18 protein-coding genes and 1 pseudogene are annotated in these 14,455 nt (G+C 63.7%); 6 read left to right on the top strand and 13 right to left on the bottom strand.

Annotation, left to right across the window (positions count from 1 at the left end; genetic code table 11):
- Nucleotides 1–43 precede the first annotated feature (43 nt).
- Nucleotides 44–220: pseudogene (locus tag AC4P1R_RS22420) on the top strand (RES family NAD+ phosphorylase); the annotation flags it as partial.
- Between the two features lie 140 nt (nt 221–360).
- On the opposite strand, the gene AC4P1R_RS22415 reads toward AC4P1R_RS22420, so the two are convergent.
- The 5 genes from AC4P1R_RS22415 to AC4P1R_RS22395 all read right to left on the bottom strand — a co-directional run bounded on the left by AC4P1R_RS22415 (nt 361) and on the right by AC4P1R_RS22395 (nt 3,184).
- Nucleotides 361–636, bottom strand: a complete 276-nt coding sequence (locus AC4P1R_RS22415) for a type II toxin-antitoxin system RelE/ParE family toxin (RefSeq protein ID WP_492178822.1) — start codon at nt 634–636, stop codon at nt 361–363.
- Nucleotides 636–896 carry a CopG family ribbon-helix-helix protein gene (locus AC4P1R_RS22410; protein ID WP_492177900.1) on the bottom strand — a complete coding sequence of 87 codons (261 nt, stop codon included), beginning with the start codon at nt 894–896 and terminating at the stop codon, nt 636–638. Before AC4P1R_RS22410 ends, AC4P1R_RS22415 begins: the two co-directional genes overlap by 1 nt.
- Before the next feature lie 169 nt (nt 897–1,065).
- Nucleotides 1,066–1,458: a GFA family protein gene (locus AC4P1R_RS22405; RefSeq protein WP_151612509.1), complete on the bottom strand. Its 393-nt coding sequence runs from the start codon at nt 1,456–1,458 to the stop codon at nt 1,066–1,068.
- 52 nt (nt 1,459–1,510) lie between these two features.
- Nucleotides 1,511–2,740 carry an extracellular catalytic domain type 1 short-chain-length polyhydroxyalkanoate depolymerase gene (locus tag AC4P1R_RS22400; RefSeq protein WP_492177899.1) on the bottom strand — a complete coding sequence of 410 codons (1,230 nt, stop codon included), beginning with the start codon at nt 2,738–2,740 and terminating at the stop codon, nt 1,511–1,513.
- 30 nt (nt 2,741–2,770) lie between these two features.
- Nucleotides 2,771–3,184, bottom strand: a complete 414-nt coding sequence (locus tag AC4P1R_RS22395; RefSeq protein ID WP_492177898.1) for a CopG family transcriptional regulator — start codon at nt 3,182–3,184, stop codon at nt 2,771–2,773.
- A 128-nt stretch (nt 3,185–3,312) separates the two neighbouring features.
- On the opposite strand from AC4P1R_RS22395, the gene AC4P1R_RS22390 reads away from it, so the two are divergent.
- From AC4P1R_RS22390 to AC4P1R_RS22380, 3 genes are read left to right on the top strand one after another with little or no spacing between them, the layout of a single operon-like run.
- Nucleotides 3,313–3,651 (top strand): ArsR/SmtB family transcription factor, encoded by a 339-nt coding sequence (locus AC4P1R_RS22390; RefSeq protein WP_151612503.1) that lies wholly within the window; start codon nt 3,313–3,315, stop codon nt 3,649–3,651.
- Nucleotides 3,652–3,683: 32 nt separating this feature from the next.
- Complete coding sequence (locus AC4P1R_RS22385) at nt 3,684–4,148, top strand: SRPBCC family protein (protein WP_492177897.1); 465 nt, start codon at nt 3,684–3,686, stop codon at nt 4,146–4,148.
- Nucleotides 4,145–4,594: a GFA family protein gene (locus AC4P1R_RS22380; RefSeq protein ID WP_151612499.1), complete on the top strand. Its 450-nt coding sequence runs from the start codon at nt 4,145–4,147 to the stop codon at nt 4,592–4,594. The genes AC4P1R_RS22385 and AC4P1R_RS22380 overlap by 4 nt, the downstream gene beginning before the upstream one ends.
- A gap of 108 nt (nt 4,595–4,702) precedes the next feature.
- Here the strand turns inward: AC4P1R_RS22380 and AC4P1R_RS22375 are convergent, their stop codons facing one another.
- The 6 genes from AC4P1R_RS22375 to AC4P1R_RS22350 all read right to left on the bottom strand — a co-directional run bounded on the left by AC4P1R_RS22375 (nt 4,703) and on the right by AC4P1R_RS22350 (nt 10,611).
- The gene (locus tag AC4P1R_RS22375; RefSeq protein WP_492177896.1) at nt 4,703–4,966 is read right to left on the bottom strand and encodes a ribbon-helix-helix domain-containing protein; all 264 of its coding nucleotides are present in this window, start codon (nt 4,964–4,966) and stop codon (nt 4,703–4,705) included.
- Nucleotides 4,967–5,130: 164 nt separating this feature from the next.
- Nucleotides 5,131–6,042 carry an SMP-30/gluconolactonase/LRE family protein gene (locus tag AC4P1R_RS22370; protein ID WP_492177895.1) on the bottom strand — a complete coding sequence of 304 codons (912 nt, stop codon included), beginning with the start codon at nt 6,040–6,042 and terminating at the stop codon, nt 5,131–5,133.
- A 118-nt stretch (nt 6,043–6,160) separates the two neighbouring features.
- Nucleotides 6,161–7,111, bottom strand: a complete 951-nt coding sequence (locus AC4P1R_RS22365) for an ABC transporter permease (RefSeq protein ID WP_151612494.1) — start codon at nt 7,109–7,111, stop codon at nt 6,161–6,163.
- On the bottom strand, nt 7,108–8,055 hold the full coding sequence (locus AC4P1R_RS22360) for an ABC transporter permease (RefSeq protein ID WP_492177894.1): 948 nt from the start codon (nt 8,053–8,055) through the stop codon (nt 7,108–7,110). Before AC4P1R_RS22360 ends, AC4P1R_RS22365 begins: the two co-directional genes overlap by 4 nt.
- Complete coding sequence (locus tag AC4P1R_RS22355; protein ID WP_492177893.1) at nt 8,052–9,497, bottom strand: sugar ABC transporter ATP-binding protein; 1,446 nt, start codon at nt 9,495–9,497, stop codon at nt 8,052–8,054. Before AC4P1R_RS22355 ends, AC4P1R_RS22360 begins: the two co-directional genes overlap by 4 nt.
- Nucleotides 9,498–9,594: 97 nt before the next feature.
- Entirely contained in the window at nt 9,595–10,611 is a 1,017-nt protein-coding gene (locus AC4P1R_RS22350; protein WP_151612488.1) for an ABC transporter substrate-binding protein, read from the bottom strand.
- A gap of 281 nt (nt 10,612–10,892) precedes the next feature.
- Between AC4P1R_RS22350 and AC4P1R_RS22345 the strand changes: the two genes are divergently transcribed.
- Complete coding sequence (locus tag AC4P1R_RS22345) at nt 10,893–12,161, top strand: GAF domain-containing sensor histidine kinase (RefSeq protein ID WP_492177892.1); 1,269 nt, start codon at nt 10,893–10,895, stop codon at nt 12,159–12,161.
- On the top strand, nt 12,158–12,883 hold the full coding sequence (locus tag AC4P1R_RS22340; protein ID WP_034857955.1) for a response regulator transcription factor: 726 nt from the start codon (nt 12,158–12,160) through the stop codon (nt 12,881–12,883). Before AC4P1R_RS22345 ends, AC4P1R_RS22340 begins: the two co-directional genes overlap by 4 nt.
- Nucleotides 12,884–13,202: 319 nt before the next feature.
- Here AC4P1R_RS22340 and AC4P1R_RS22335 read toward each other — a convergent pair whose 3' ends face one another.
- Nucleotides 13,203–13,646 carry a MarR family winged helix-turn-helix transcriptional regulator gene (locus AC4P1R_RS22335; RefSeq protein WP_492177891.1) on the bottom strand — a complete coding sequence of 148 codons (444 nt, stop codon included), beginning with the start codon at nt 13,644–13,646 and terminating at the stop codon, nt 13,203–13,205.
- Between the two features lie 48 nt (nt 13,647–13,694).
- Nucleotides 13,695–14,330: a maleylacetoacetate isomerase gene (maiA, locus tag AC4P1R_RS22330; RefSeq protein WP_492178820.1), complete on the bottom strand. Its 636-nt coding sequence runs from the start codon at nt 14,328–14,330 to the stop codon at nt 13,695–13,697.
- Between the last annotated feature and the right edge of the window lie 125 nt (nt 14,331–14,455).

Here is a 14,455-nt window from a genome sequence, read left to right as displayed (position 1 = left end):
CACCAATCGAGTGTGCCGGCGGCGATGTGACGCTTGTGCCCGCAAGGGATTTGGCGAGCAATGGTGTCTCGAAAGGAGGAGCGTGATCTTGCTGGTCCCCAGTGTTGTCGCCCGACTCGACCGCAATATTCTGATAAATCCAGCTCATTCGGAGTTCCCTGAAATTCAGGTCAGTCTTCATCACCCGGTTTACTGGGATCGCCGCCTCTTCGGGCCGTGACTGCGCAGAGCGCCTTGCCTGCTCGGTTCAGATAATCAGCTTCGCCGCTCGGATTTACGTGCAGCGTTGTTGCAATAGCGCCGCCTGAGACCGACTCTGCTTTTCGTTTCCGGACATGTCGGAAAGCACGTCGCTTCAGACTAGCGGTTCTCGCGTGTGTGCCAGAGCCGTAAGACATAGATCGTCGACTGCTGGATTTCATAGCGGATCTCATAGTGGCCAACGAGAACTCGCCGGACTTCCCGGGGCTCGAATTCCTCGAGCCGTTCGCCAAGGCGCGGTTGTTCGAGCAGGCGCTTTGGAGCGGCAGTCAGAGACCGCACCGTCCGTGCTGCAGCCAAGCGATTGACCGGTGCGAGAATATCATACAGGCGGCCGGGGTCGGAAACCGCCTTGGTCGTCCACATGAGCTGCATCACGCCGGCGGCTGCAGAGGCGTATCGCTGTCGAGGCTGTTGGCCCAGGCTTCAACAGCCTGCTGATCAATAAAGTGGCCGTCGTCCACATCCGCCAGCGCCTCCAGCGTCAGGCGCCGGCGCTCTTCTTCTTGATCAATCCAGGCAGACAGCGCCTGCTTGACAATCCAGCCGCGCGAGCGTTCGAGTCGCGCCGCGATCTCGTCCACCTTCTCGGCCAGCGGTCGCGGCACGTGAGCCGTTAAGACCTTTGTCTCCATCCAAAATCCTCTACGATTCAAAACTAATCATAGTGATTAGGAGTGATTAAGTCCAGTCAAGCTCGCTTGGCGCTGGCGAAGGTCGCGCTTCGTGCCGGCACCGCGCCTTACCGCCTCCCGGCCTCGTTGACCACTCGCCTTCCCCTACAGTCCGTTCCGGATATTGACCTCACTCCTCAAGGCGACCCGTGGCGTCACGATCGCGCTCGTACCGTCTCGTCAACGGGAACGGCGGCAACCAGCACTCGCGGCGGACGGTCCAGAGTTCGTAGGTCGGCATCAACTGATCAGGGGCATCCAGGGATCCCAGGTTCACTTCAATCTCGTCGGCGCTGCGTCCGAAAACGGACGAGCCGCAGCGGGGGCAGAAAAACCGGCCGGCATAATCGCGTGTTTCGCCCTCGATCGTCACCGCCTCCTGAGGGAATATCGCGGAAGCGTGAAAAAGGGCTCCATGATGCTTGCGGCAATCGAGACAGTGACAAAGGCCGACCCGGTATGGTCGTCCCGAGGCCATGATTCGTACGTTGCCGCACAGGCAGCCACCGGTGAAACGGTCCATGCTGCGTCTCCTCTATAAGGCATGTGCCAAGAAACTGAAGCAAACTGTCGATTTAGCAGTCCGGCGCCGTGCCCAGGAAAAACTGTACCATGATCCGGGAAGCGTCGGGGCCTTTGGGGTCGGCGTAGGATCCGCGCGCGCTCCCGCCGCTCCAGGCGTGCTGCGCCCCGTCGACAATCCAGCACTCCGCCGCCACTCCCTTCGCGCCTTCTCTGACAATTCTTGTGTAGCCGCGCCTATCGCCGGCAGCAGGCTGGACAGAGCGCGTGATCCGCCCGGCGCCACAATGCCACGCCATGATCCGTTCGGCATTGGAAGGATCCACCGTCGAGTCGGCGGTTCCGTGGAACACGATCAAGCGCGGCCCGCCTTCGCCCTTCAGGTCGTCGGCCGGCAAGCCCGGCCCGCCCTGCCCGCGCATTGCAGCGAAGGCCGATACCACGTCGCTTGCCGAGCGGTAGGCGAGGCCGGAATGGATGCCGACGCCAGCATAGAGGTCCGGGTAGGTCTCGGCCATGATTGCTGCCATCGCGCCCCCGGCGGAGAGGCCTGCGACGAAGACCCGGTCCGGCGGGATCGCAAAAGCGTCGCGGACGCTGATTGTCAGTCCGGCGATGATGGCCGGCTCTCCGGCCCCGCGTGCCTGATCGCCCGGCCGGAACCAGTTCCAGCAGGACATGGCGTTGTCGCCGGCCGTCTGGGCGGGATAGGCGACGAGCAGGCGATGCTCCTCGGCAAGCTCGTTCATGCGCGTGCCCGCGGCAAAGTCCTCGGGGCTCTGTGTGCAGCCGTGCAGCATCACGACGAGGCCCTCGAGCCTATCCGAACCGGAAGCCGGCACGTAGAGCCGGTAGCGTCGCGAGCTGGCGGCGCAGGCGAAGGTCAGGTCCCGGAACTCGGCACCATCCGGGAGCGGCAGCTCGGGCACCCTTGCCGGGAGCCTCCGGACGGCGCCGTCAAGTCCAAGCCGTCGCCGGCCGTCCCCAAGGATGCGCAGCACCTCGCCCAGAGGTCTATTCCGCCGCTTCGACGCCGGGCCAGAAGGTGGCCCCTTATCCGCGGCGGGTGCGGGCTCGCCGGCAAGGCTGCCCTCAATGACACGCGCCGCTGCCCATTGGGAGGGCCGGGAAGCCACTGCCGTAGCGCCGGGCGCAGCGTTGCTCCCCGGCCCGAGGCCTCCAGCCGCGAGTGCGGCCCGGATGATCGCGGTGGCTCCCGCGGGATCGCCGGCGCGCAAGGTGCCGGTCGCGCGGAGGATCTCCGCGACGAAGTCGCTCTTCATGATGATTGCCTTCCTGCCGCTCCCGCGGCGTTACCTGATCCGATCCGCAAGCGCCGCCTTCACCTCGGCGCTTGCCTGCAGTGCCCCCAGAACGGTGAGGGAACCGATGGTGTCGCGCGCGAGCGCAGGGCTCACGTCCGGTGCAATGCGGATGAGACCCACCACCTTGATGTGAAGCCGTTCGCCCGCCGCCCGCACCGCCTCGAGATCGGTGGCCGCGTAATCGCGCAGCCCGAGCTCCAGCGTGTGCCGGTCGATGGAGCGCGAGATCTCGTCGGAGTGGCTCGCCAGCTGGTTGCGGATTGCCGTCCGGATGAAGTCGGTCCGGTTGGAGTAGAAGCCCTCCTGCACGAGCAGGTCGATCCTCCCCAGATCTACATAGCCGAGGTTGATCGTGATCTTCTCCGACTCCGGGGTCTTGTCGCGCAATTGCCTGACGTTCATGAGCAATTCTCTACCATCCACATGGATGGTATATGGATGATCAATTGTCGCAGGTCAAGGGGAGCGCTTGACAGTCCGGTGTATCTTTATAATAAACCGATAAGTTAATTAAACGTCCGGTTAAACAAGTGGATCAACTCAGCAGCACCCTCTCGGCATTGGCCGACCCGACCCGCCGGGCGATCATTGCACGCCTTGCCGCCGGCGAGGCGACGGTGAACGAACTTGCAGCGCCATTCGATATGAGCCTGCCGGCGGTATCCAAGCATCTGAAGGTGTTGGAACGCGCGGGGCTGATATCCCGGGGCCGTAATGCCCAATGGCGGCCGTGCCGGCTGGAGGCGGAGCCGTTGAAGGAAATCGCTAACTGGGTCGAGCGGTACCGCCACTTCTGGGACGGCAGTTTCGACCGGCTCGACGACTATCTTCATGAACTGCAGCGCAACGAGAAATCGGATCACGACTGAACCGGGTTCGCCCGACCGCAAGGGAGAAGATCATGAATGCCCCGTCTGCGAAGGAGCAAACCGGCCTCACCATCACGCGCATCTTCAAGGCGCCCGCCCACCTCGTCTTCGAGGCATGGACCACACCGGAACACCTGGCCCGCTGGTGGGGGCCGAAAGACTTCACGGTGCCCGCGATTACAACGGATTTTCGTGAAGGCGGCGCCTGGCGCGGCTGCGTCCGCTCGCCCCAAGGCCAGGATTACTGGGCGCACGGCAGCTATCGCGAGATCCTGGCCCAGAGCCGCATCGTCCTCAGCTTCACCTGGGAGGAGGAAGGCGCCATCGACACGCTGATCACGGTCACCCTCGAGGACGTGGCGGAGAGCACGCGTCTCACCTTCCATCAGGCGCCGTTCACGAGCGCCGAGAGCCGCGATTCGCACGCGGAGGGATGGAGCGAGTGCATGGACCGGCTCGTCGCCTATGTCGCTGCCCGGCAGGAGGAAATGCAATGAAGAAGGGCTATCACGGAAGCTGCCACTGCGGCGCGGTGCGCTTTTCCGCAAATCTCGATCTTGCACCGGAGGGAAGCCGTTCCCCAGCGCCGCGGCCGGGCGTCTGGTGGACGACAACCTTTCGCTGCAACTGTTCCTCCTGCCTGAAGACGCGGTTCTGGAAGGTGTTCGTCACGCCAGAGGATTTCTCGCTGCTTTCCGGCGAGGAGGCTTTGGCGGAATACCGCTTCGGCGAACGCATGATCCGCCACGTCCTCTGCCGGCACTGCGGCGTCCATCCGTTTGCCAGCGCCGACTTCGAGATGATGGGCGGCCCGTTCCATGCGGTGAACATCGCCTGTCTCGACGACGCGACGGATGAGGAACTCGCGAATGCTCCGATCGTGTATGAGGACGGCCGGCACGATGCCTGGGATCGGCCACCGGCGGTGATCGGCTACCTGTGAGGGTCTGCACCGCTCCTCCACGCCTGCCGTGATCGAAGTCGGCGGTCTGGTCAAATGTCGGCGACCGCCTCAGGGCGGTAAACAACCTGGAATCGCTTCGTCGAGCGTTTAGCTTTGGTGCTCGGAGTAGAGACTGTTGAGGTGCTTCGGGACCTCTCCACCCGTCAGACTCGGACGGGGATCCACAAGGGACTGGCGCACGCTGGCCCTGATTGCGGCCAGGCGCTCCTCGTGCTCTTCCTCGTCCCGAAGAAGGGCGCGCACCGCCGCGCGCATTGCCTTGCTTGTGGAGTCGTAAAGACCCGCCTCCACGCGCGCCTTGATGGCGTCGGCCATTTCAGTGGGAAGGGTAATGCCCAGTTTTTCGGCCATACTCATGCGTCCAGCTTTGCTTGCTCTTTGTGAGAGCAGGATAAAATCCTACCGGACGCCACCTGAAACTGGCGCCGTCTGGCCGGTAAGGCAGTTGGCCAAAATCGCAGCTCCGGGTAGGACGTGGCTCGAACCGTTGCGAAATGCCAAGCGACACCCCCCGCTCACGGAACCTGGGCGCCGGTCGCGGTGACATAGATCGCGTAGAGCGACGTCGTCGCGGCGATGAAGAGGCGGTTGCGGCGAGGGCCGCCGAAGGTGAGGTTGGCGACCGTCTGCGGCACGAGAATCTTGCCGATGCGCACGCCGTCCGGTGCGAAGCAGTGCACGCCGTCGCCGGCGCTCGACCAGAGATTGCCTGCCGTGTCGGTGCGGATGCCGTCGGGGATGCCGTTGTCGATCGTCGAAAAGACACGCCCGTTGGCGAGCTGCCCGTCCAGAACATCGAAGGCGCGAATATGCCGCGGCAGCGCGTCGTCATGGCTTGCGCCGGAGTCGGCGACATAGAGGATCGTCTCGTCAGGCGAGAAGGCGAGGCCGTTTGGCTGGTTGAAGTCGGTGGCGACCGCGGCGAGCTCGCCGGTTATCGGGTCCAGCCGGTAGACATTGCGGCTCTCCTGTTCCGGCTCCGCGCGATAGCCCTCATAGTCGGAAAGGATGCCGTAGGTCGGGTCGGTGAACCAGATCGTGCCGTCCGACCGGACGACGACGTCGTTGGGTGAATTGAGCCGCCGGCCGCCAAACCTTTCGGCGAGCGTCGTGATCGAGCCGTCGATCTCGGTCCGGGTGACGCGGCGTGTTCCGTGCTCGCAGGAAATCAGGCGTCCCTGCCGGTCGCGCGTGTGGCCGTTGGCGAAATTCGACGGCTGCCGGAAGGCGGAGACGCCGCCTTCCGGGGTCCAACGCAGCATCCGCTCGTTCGGGATGTCGCTCCAGAGGAGCTGGTTGGCATCGCTGAACCAGACCGGCCCCTCCGCCCAGCGGCAGCCGGAATAGAGCTCCTGGAGGCGCGCGCTGCCGACGATCAGATGGGCGAAACGCGGATCGTCGATCTGGTAGATTTGTTCCCTGGCCATGTGGTCCGTCCCCGAACTCGAGCGCGTTTCGATCTGACTGGATCAGATCGACGCTCTAACGCTTTCTTTCTGACGCATGATCTTATCGATCGTCGTTTCACTCCGGTCGGTCCATGCTCTAACGCGCGCCCGGCTGTCGGCCGCCTGCGAGCATGATGACGCTGATGATGATGAGCCCGGTCATGATCAGGCGGATGCCCGCGCCGAGGCCGTAGGTATTGAGCATGGAGACGACGAGAAACATGAAGAGCGACGCGCCCCAGATGCCCGGCACGTTGGAATCGCCGCCGGCGACCGCGGTGCCGCCGAGAACGACGACCGCGATCGACATCAGAAGATATTCCGTGCCCATGTTGAGGGCCGCACCGCCCGAGAAGCAGGCGAGCAGGTAGCCCGCAAGCGAGGCAAGAACGGCCGAGAGCACGTAGGTGACGAAACGGGTGCCGTCGACCGGAACGCCCGCCATGCGCGCCGCCGGCATGCTCTGGCCGATCGCGGAGATCCAGCGCCCGTAAACGGTCTTTTCGAGCAGGAACCAGGCGGCGACGGAGATCACCAGCGCCACGAGGGAAACGTTGGGTACGCCGAGCGTGGTCGACGTCGTGAAATCGGCGAGGAAGCTCGGCGGTTTGATGCGCAGGCCGCGATTGGTCCAGATGGCCGCCGACTGGATGATGAAGCTCATCGACAGCGTCGCGATGATCGGCGGGATGCGCAGGGCCTTGATGAGGGCATAGTTCGACAGGCCGACACCCATCCCGATCAGGATTGCCGTCGCCAAGCCCGGCAGGATCATGGCGTTGTCGACGTCCATGAGCTTCAGCGCCACGGTGCCCGCGAGCGTCATGGTGGCGGGTATCGACAGGTCGATGTTGCCGGGGCCAAGCGTGATGACGAACATCTGGCTGATGCCGACGATGATTGAGAAGGCGGCAAAGGTCAGCGCCGCCTGGGAGAGGCCGAGCGTGCTTGCGCCGCCCGTCACCATGATCGTCGCGAACCACACCAGGAAGGCCGCGAACCATGACCAGATCCAGGGCGCGCGCGAAAGCCGGTCGACGATCCTCATCGCCGCTTCTCCCGATATTCCAGGCGGTTGATCAGCAGGCGCAAGGCGAGCACGATAATGAGGATCGCGCCCTGGGCGCCGATCTGCCAGTCGGGCGAGATGCGCAGGAAGGAGAGGAACGAGCCGGCAAGCGTCAGCGTCAGGGCGCCGATGACCGCGCCGATGGGCGAGACGCGCCCGCCTATGAATTCGCCGCCGCCGAGGATCACGCCCGCGATCGAGAGCAGCGTGTATCTAAGCGCGATGTTGGCATCGGCCGATGTGGTGAGCCCGACGAGCGCGATGCCGGCGAGCACCGCAAAGACGCCGGCAAGTCCGTAAGCCGCAGCGCGGGCGGCGAGCACCGACCAGCCCGCCCGCTCCACCGAGCGCTGATTGCCGCCGATACCGCGGATGAGTACGCCGAGCGAGGAGCGCATTACGATCAGATGCGCGACGATGGCAATGACGACGCTGGCGACGATCGCCATCGGGGCGACGGGTGGCTTCATCGTCATCAGGCTTCGGACCCATTCCGGCGCCTGTCCGCCGGGCGCCGGCAGCAGAAGCACGGCAAGCCCGGCCCAGACGAAGCTCATGCCGAGCGAAACCACGATCGATGGCAGGCCGCGCAGGTGAATGACGACGCCGAGCACGGCATAGACGGCGACGGCGCCGGCAAGGATCAAAATCCCGACAAGCGGCTGGTCGCGCAGGAAGGTCGCCGTCACGCAGGCGACGAAGCTGACGAAGGTGCCCATCGCGAGATCGAGGTCGTTCACCGACATGATGAGCATCTGGGCGATCGTCGCGAGTGCGATCGGAACCGCGAGATTGAAGAGCAGGTTGAGGCCGATATAGCTCATCGCGCGCGGCTGCAGCCAGAAGACGGCAGCAAGAAGCACGGCGAGCGAAAGGGCGGGAATGGCGAGCCGGATCGCATCAGCCGAAGGCGTCAGCTTCATGCCGCTGCCTCCCCCTTGAAGGACGCGGCGAGGATGTTTTCCTCGCTGACGGCGTCTCCCGCCAGTTCCGCGACGATTTCCCCTTCGCGGAAGACATAGACGCGGTCGCAGAGGCAGACCTCCTCCATCTCCGTCGAATACCAGACGAAGGTGCGGCCGCGCTGCGCCTCCTGCCGAATGATCTCGTAGACCTCCTGCTTGGTGCCGACGTCGACGCCGCGCATGGGGTCGTCCATCAGCACCACCGGCGCCCGGGTCGCGAGCGACCGGGCGAAGAGCACCTTCTGCTGGTTGCCGCCCGAAAGCGACAGCATGCGGTTGGCCATGTCGGGCGTGCGGATATCTATGCGGCGCCTCCACTCTCCGGCGCGCTCGGCCTCCGCCTCGGCGTCGACTACGCCGCGTGCGGCAAGATCGTGGAGCGAGGCGATGGAGAAGTTCTTGAGGACGCTCCAGAGTTCGAAGACGCCGTTCAGGCGGCGATCCCCCGCGACGAAGGTCACCGCCGGGTCGCGGCGAGGCAGCCAATCGGCGGTGCTCGCCGCATGGAGTTTCATCAGCATGCGCGTCTGGCCGTGTCCGGCGAGCCCGGCGAGCCCGACGATCTCGCCGCGTTTGGCCTGAAGGGACAGGCCGCGGCCGGTCTGCGCGATCACCACGGGCTCTTTGGCAAGGTCGCGCAGCGTGCGCCGATGCGCCTCGCCCTTGACGACGCTTCCCATGGCCTCGACCAGGCCGTGCTCGCTCCAGGCATCGGCAGGCCGTTCGGCGACGATGCGCCCGTCCTTCATGACCACGATCCGGCTCGCCGTGGCGAGGATCTCGTGGAGGATATGGGAAATCACAAAGACCGCACCGCCGCCCGCGACGAAACGCCGGACATAAGCGAGCATCTGCTCGGCGAGGCTCCCATCGAGCGAGGAGGTCGGCTCGTCCAGGATTATGAGCCGGGGCGCAATGCCGGCATCGGAGAATGCCATGGCAATCTCGACCATCTGCCGTTCGGCGATGGAAAGATCCCCGACCGTCCTGTCGCTTTCGATCCCGTGGCCCGGAAAAACCGCATCGAGGCTGCGCTCGATCACGAGCCTTGCCCGCCTGCGCCAGCCGAGGCCACCCAGTTGGCGGTGCAGAATGCGGGTATTTTCGACCACGGTGAGGTTCGGGCAGAGAGAAAGCTCCTGGAAGACGCAGCGTATGCCGCGCGCCCTGGCCGCGTTGATACCGTAGCGCTGAAGAGGTTCGCCGTCGCCCGAGATGCTGCCCTGCTGCGGCGTCAGGCCACCATTGATGACGCTGACGATCGTCGACTTGCCGGCACCGTTATGGCCGACGAGGCCGACGCATTCCCCCGGCCGGATGGCGAGCGTCACGCCGGCGAGCGCCCTGACCGCTCCGAAACTCACCTTGGCGTCGGCAACCTCGATTATCGACTTCGACATTCTGACCGTCATTTACCGCCGTCTGTTGTATTGGGATCGATTTGAACGGGGTCTGTGGCGCGGCCCCGAAGAGGACCGCGCCACATGGGCAAGACCGTCATTCCGCGGATTCGATCACTTTGATCGCATCGGCCTGCGAATATTCGACATTGGCAACACCGCCGGCCTGGGTATTGGCGAGGTTCTCTTCGAGATTGTCCTGGTCGATGCGCAGGAAGGGCACGACGAGGTCCTTCTTGACTTCCTTGCCGTCGAGGATCTGCTGGGCAACCCAGAATGCGAGCGTGGAGACACCGGGCGCGATCGAGACCGACATGGTTTCATAGCCGTTGGCATCCTTCTGCTCCTTCCACCACTTCAGTTCGTCCTCGCGGTTTCCCATGATGATGATCGGCATCGGCCGATTGGCGGCTGCGAACGCCTGGGCGGCGCCATAGCCGTCACCGCCCTGGGTTACGACGCCGACGATCTCGGGAAGGCTCGGCAGGATACCGGCGACGGCCTTCTGGGCGACATCCTGCGCCCAATCGCCATGGACGGACCCGACGATCTTGAACTGCGGGTACTGCTTGACGCCCTCGTGAATGCCCGCCGAGATCTCATCATCGACGAAGACGCCGGCAAGGCCGCGGATCTCCAGGAGGTTCCCGCCCTCGGGCAGCTTCTTCGACAGATATTCGACCTCGCTGCGGCCCATTTCCTTGAAATTGACGGCGATCCGCCAGGCACAGGGCTCGCTCACCACGCCGTCGAACGAGACGACGATGATGCCGGCATCGCATGCCTCCTTGACCGCGCCGTTGAGCGCGGTCGGCGAGGCGGCGTTGAGGACGATGGCGTCATAGCCCTGCAGGATCATGTTCTGGATCTGCGCGGCCTGCTCGGTCGCCTGGTTTTCCGCCGTCGTGAAGGGATCGGCAGCCGCAACCACGCCCGCCTTGACGGCCTCGCCCGTCACCTTGTCCCAGCTCGTGAGCATCGCCTGCCGCCAGGAGTTTCCGGCATAATTGTTCGAAAGCGCAATCTTCTTGTCGGATGTTTCGGCCGACGCGGAATTCGGCATTGCGGCGCACAGGACGACCGCTGACGCCAGAAGCATCTTGCGAAATGTCATGTTTTCCTCCCTCTGGACCCGGCTTCGGCCGGATCGCCTCATCGGCCGCTCTCTCTGCGGTCGTCTGCAAATAGGACTTGCACTGAGCTTCCTCCTCTCAGTAATGGCAGGATGCGGGAGAATTTGCCGCCTGTATAGATCGTATACGGCAACCCGTTTGCGGGCTTTTGCACAAAAGGCTGCGTGTTCGTGCAAGACGAGCACGCCCTGTCGAGCGCTTAATGGAGCTGGCGGTCGCCGCACACGGAGCAACGGGCGCGATCGCGGGAGGAACAGCGCACATGCCGCATCTGGCGCCGGCCGCCTTGGTCGATCACTATCTTGGCATATCCCGGCTGCTTGCCGGCCAGCTCGACTTCCGCTCGGCGATCCGCGCCGTCGCGGCGGAAGTGGCGCATATCATCCCCCATGATCACCTCGACGTCTGCATCCTGATGGTCGACGGCAACTATCACACCGCCTACGAGACCGGCATGGACACCGCCTGGGGCGATGCCGCCTCGGCGCCGGTCGTCAATAGCCCGATCCGTTCCCTCCTCTGGGGCGAGGTCGATTACCTGCTGACGGACGACGCCATCCAGGATGCGCGCTTCCATTTCGAGGGCGCATTCAAGCGGCCGATCATCGAACAATCGCTGCGCAGCCGCTTGCATGTCCCGATGAAGGTGCAAGGCAAGATCATCGCGGCGCTCAGCTGCTCGTCGCAGACGCCGGGCCTATACACGATGGAGGACATCGGCCGGGCGCGGATCATCGCCGACCTGCTGGCCCCCTATTTCTTCGCGCTCAGGGCCGCCGAACAGGCCCAGCAATCCGCCATCGTCGAGGCGGAGGCGCGTGCTCGCGAGGAAGGCTTGCGGCAGGGTGCGCTGAAGCTGACCGAGGCGCTCGAACAGGAGCGTCAGCGCATCGGCATGGACCTCCACGACCAGACCCTTGCCGACCTCACGCGGCTGTCGCGGCGCATCGACCGGCTGGCCCGCGCCGGCGAGCTGAGCAGTGAGGCGCTGGAACCGGTTTCCCGCGGTCTGCATCATTGCATGCAGGATCTGCGGCAGATCATCGAACAGGCAAAGCCCTCCGTTTTGCAGCTCTTCGGCCTTGCCCAGGCAATCGAAAACCATCTCGACCGGTCGGTGCGCGACAGCGGGATGCCGATCGAGTGGGCACTCGTCGACGAGAGCGGGGGTGTTCTCGACGGCCTCGAACCGACGGTCAGCGTCGCGCTTTTCCGAATTGCGCAGGAGGCGATCAACAACGCAGTCCGCCACGCCCAGCCGATGGCGATCACCGTCAGGCTTCGGTCCGAGGCCGGCGAGCTCGAAATCGAGGTTTCGGACGACGGACGCGGCCTCGCCAGAGCCCGCGGGCGCATCGGCGGCGGTATCGACAACATGAAGACGCGGGCACGGCTCATTTCCGCGAAATTCGCGATCGGACCGGGTGATAGGAACCGCGGCACGACGGTCGCTGTCCTGCTGCCGCTCGAAGAGCGCCGGGCAGACCTCGAGCCCCAGCCGCAAGCAGCCATCAAGGAGGATCCGCGATGAAGGTACTGATCGTGGAGGACGATCCACTTCACCGTTCGTATCTGCACGAGGCGGTCTGTGCCGCTCTTCCCGAATGCGACACCGTCATCGAGGCGGAGAACGGCATCGCCGGCGAGCAGCTCGCGCGCGATCACAAGTCGGCACATATCGTCATGGACCTGCAGATGCAGACACGCAACGGGATCGAGGCGGCGCGCACCATCTGGAAAGAGCGCCCGGAAACGCGCATCCTCTTCTGGTCGAACTACTCCGACGAGGCCTATGTCCGCGGCGTGTCGCGCATCGTTCCGGACGGGGCCGCCTATGGTTACGTGCTGAAGTCCGCCTCCGACGAGCGGCTGAAGCTGGCGCTTCGCTCGATTTTCGTGGAAAGCCAATGCGTGATCGACCGCGAGGTGCGCGGTTTACAGCAAAGGAGCATCGGCCACGCGAACAGCTTCACCGATTCCGAATACGAGATTCTCGTCGACATCGCGCTCGGTCTGACGGACCGGACAATTGCCAAACGCCGCAACCTGTCACTGCGCAGCGTCCAGAACCGGTTGCAGCAGCTCTATGACAAGCTCGACGTCTACCAGGCCGTCGCCGAGGAACAATCCGACGGCCAATTCAACCTCCGCGCCCGCGCCGTCACCGTCGCTTTCCTCCGGAAGCTGCTTAACTACAGCGCCTTGGAGAAAGCCGAATCCGAGCTTCAGGAGTGGCTCCAGGAACAGAAGTGAATGGGAAAGGATGGCAATTCACTGAAAAGACGACATCATCGCCAGCTTCCATCGATATCATCCCGGCAAGGACGCGTTCGCGCGCCGATGAGCCTCTTCCCGAAACACCAGCGCACCGGGACACAACTCACAATCGTCCTCGTCCGGGAGGACAGAGCGTTCGTTCCCATTTGCAGGAAATGGCGAAAGCCGATGGGAAAATTTCCCGGGCATTTTCATCGGCTGTCGAGGCGTCACGGAAGCCCGGGTATAGGCTCTCGAATCAGGCTCAAATTGTCAAAGCGGCGGACGTAACAGACGGGGCCGGCTGACGGTCGACTCAACGTTTCATCAACAGTTCGAGCGAATTGATGAGTTCGGAAGACACCCTGTCGCCGAGGTCCGCTCTCAACTTTCTGTCATAATCGTTCGCGCGGTGGCCAAGATCACGAAAAACAGTCATCCCCTGCTCGGTGAGGCTCAGGAATTCCGCGCGCCGGTCGTCCTCGCTCGGGGTTCGCAGGAGCAGGCCCGCACGTTCGAGCGCGGAGACAGAGCGGCTGACCTTCGTCTTTTCGATATGGGAGATGGTGCAGATGTCCTTGGCGGTCATGGCGCCGAACTTGCCGAGATTGGCCATCACGCGCCACTGGGTCCGCGTCATCCCATAGAGATCGCGGTAGACTGCCTGGAACGAGCGCGATGTCGCCTCCGCTGCCTGATTGAGCAGATAGGGAAGGAATTGCTCAAGGTCGAAATCCGGGTCGGTGCTCTGCTCTGCCATTCTGACATCCATGATCCTGCCGCCCACCCCTGCCCGATAGAGGACAAGTCACGGTTGGGGACGTGCCTTGTCCGGGTGCGCGGCGATGAACGGTTCTAGCGCCTCCAGACGCGATGAGATAGCGCCTGTTCTCGGAAAATTGCCCATATCCACGCCCCATCGCCGGGCATTGTAGATCTGCGGCACGAGGCAGATATCGGCCAGACTCACAGTGTCGCCATGGCAATAGCGGCCATCGGTCCCATTCGCGACCATAGCCTCGAAGTCGGCAAGGCCTTCATGCATGAAATGCTTCATCCAGTCTTCGAGTGATGTGCCACCGAGCGAAACCGCGTGGCGGGCGACACGAAGGTTGCAGATAGGATGGATCTCCATGGTAATTGCATAGGCAAGCGCCCGAACACGGGCCTTCTCCCTGGGGTCGAGCGGGAGCCACCCGGCGGCGCGCGTCTCGTCGAGATATTCGAGTATCGCCAACGACTGGGTGAATTCGCCGCCGTCGATCTCAATAGTCGGCACCAGCCCCTGTGGGTTGCGTGCGAGATAGTCCGCGCTCCGCTGGGCGCCGGTGAGCAGATCGACGGGCACACTGCGATAGGGCAGACGAAGCAGGTTCAGCCCGATGCGCACCCGGTATGACGCGGAAGACCGCCAGTAATCATGAAGAACCGCGTCTGCCTGCATTGCCATTCCTTTCTTTCCATCTGTCAAATTTAGCTTGACAAAGTTGCGTATGCAACTATTTAATCCGCGCAAATTCGAACCCGCCTTTCGGAGCCGACGATGAACCCGCATCCGCTTGATCCCGC

The organism is Sinorhizobium sp. Y406, assembly GCF_058732025.1.
Note: the sequence above shows the minus strand (reverse complement) of the source record. Positions and strands in the feature narration are given on the sequence as shown.

What these genes read in the sequence shown, in the direction of transcription:
- AC4P1R_RS22415 (WP_492178822.1), bottom strand. Translation starts at nt 636, where the DNA reads ATGCAGCTCATGTGGACGACCAAGGCGGTTTCCGACCCCGGCCGCCTG.
- AC4P1R_RS22410 (WP_492177900.1), bottom strand. Translation starts at nt 896, where the DNA reads ATGGAGACAAAGGTCTTAACGGCTCACGTGCCGCGACCGCTGGCCGAG.
- AC4P1R_RS22405 (WP_151612509.1), bottom strand. Translation starts at nt 1,458, where the DNA reads ATGGACCGTTTCACCGGTGGCTGCCTGTGCGGCAACGTACGAATCATG.
- AC4P1R_RS22400 (WP_492177899.1), bottom strand. Translation starts at nt 2,740, where the DNA reads ATGAAGAGCGACTTCGTCGCGGAGATCCTCCGCGCGACCGGCACCTTG.
- AC4P1R_RS22395 (WP_492177898.1), bottom strand. Translation starts at nt 3,184, where the DNA reads ATGAACGTCAGGCAATTGCGCGACAAGACCCCGGAGTCGGAGAAGATC.
- AC4P1R_RS22385 (WP_492177897.1), top strand. Translation starts at nt 3,684, where the DNA reads ATGAATGCCCCGTCTGCGAAGGAGCAAACCGGCCTCACCATCACGCGC.
- AC4P1R_RS22380 (WP_151612499.1), top strand. Translation starts at nt 4,145, where the DNA reads ATGAAGAAGGGCTATCACGGAAGCTGCCACTGCGGCGCGGTGCGCTTT.
- AC4P1R_RS22375 (WP_492177896.1), bottom strand. Translation starts at nt 4,966, where the DNA reads ATGGCCGAAAAACTGGGCATTACCCTTCCCACTGAAATGGCCGACGCC.
- AC4P1R_RS22370 (WP_492177895.1), bottom strand. Translation starts at nt 6,042, where the DNA reads ATGGCCAGGGAACAAATCTACCAGATCGACGATCCGCGTTTCGCCCAT.
- AC4P1R_RS22365 (WP_151612494.1), bottom strand. Translation starts at nt 7,111, where the DNA reads ATGAGGATCGTCGACCGGCTTTCGCGCGCGCCCTGGATCTGGTCATGG.
- AC4P1R_RS22360 (WP_492177894.1), bottom strand. Translation starts at nt 8,055, where the DNA reads ATGAAGCTGACGCCTTCGGCTGATGCGATCCGGCTCGCCATTCCCGCC.
- AC4P1R_RS22355 (WP_492177893.1), bottom strand. Translation starts at nt 9,497, where the DNA reads ATGTCGAAGTCGATAATCGAGGTTGCCGACGCCAAGGTGAGTTTCGGA.
- AC4P1R_RS22350 (WP_151612488.1), bottom strand. Translation starts at nt 10,611, where the DNA reads ATGACATTTCGCAAGATGCTTCTGGCGTCAGCGGTCGTCCTGTGCGCC.
- AC4P1R_RS22345 (WP_492177892.1), top strand. Translation starts at nt 10,893, where the DNA reads ATGCCGCATCTGGCGCCGGCCGCCTTGGTCGATCACTATCTTGGCATA.
- AC4P1R_RS22340 (WP_034857955.1), top strand. Translation starts at nt 12,158, where the DNA reads ATGAAGGTACTGATCGTGGAGGACGATCCACTTCACCGTTCGTATCTG.
- AC4P1R_RS22335 (WP_492177891.1), bottom strand. Translation starts at nt 13,646, where the DNA reads ATGGCAGAGCAGAGCACCGACCCGGATTTCGACCTTGAGCAATTCCTT.
- maiA (WP_492178820.1), bottom strand. Translation starts at nt 14,330, where the DNA reads ATGCAGGCAGACGCGGTTCTTCATGATTACTGGCGGTCTTCCGCGTCA.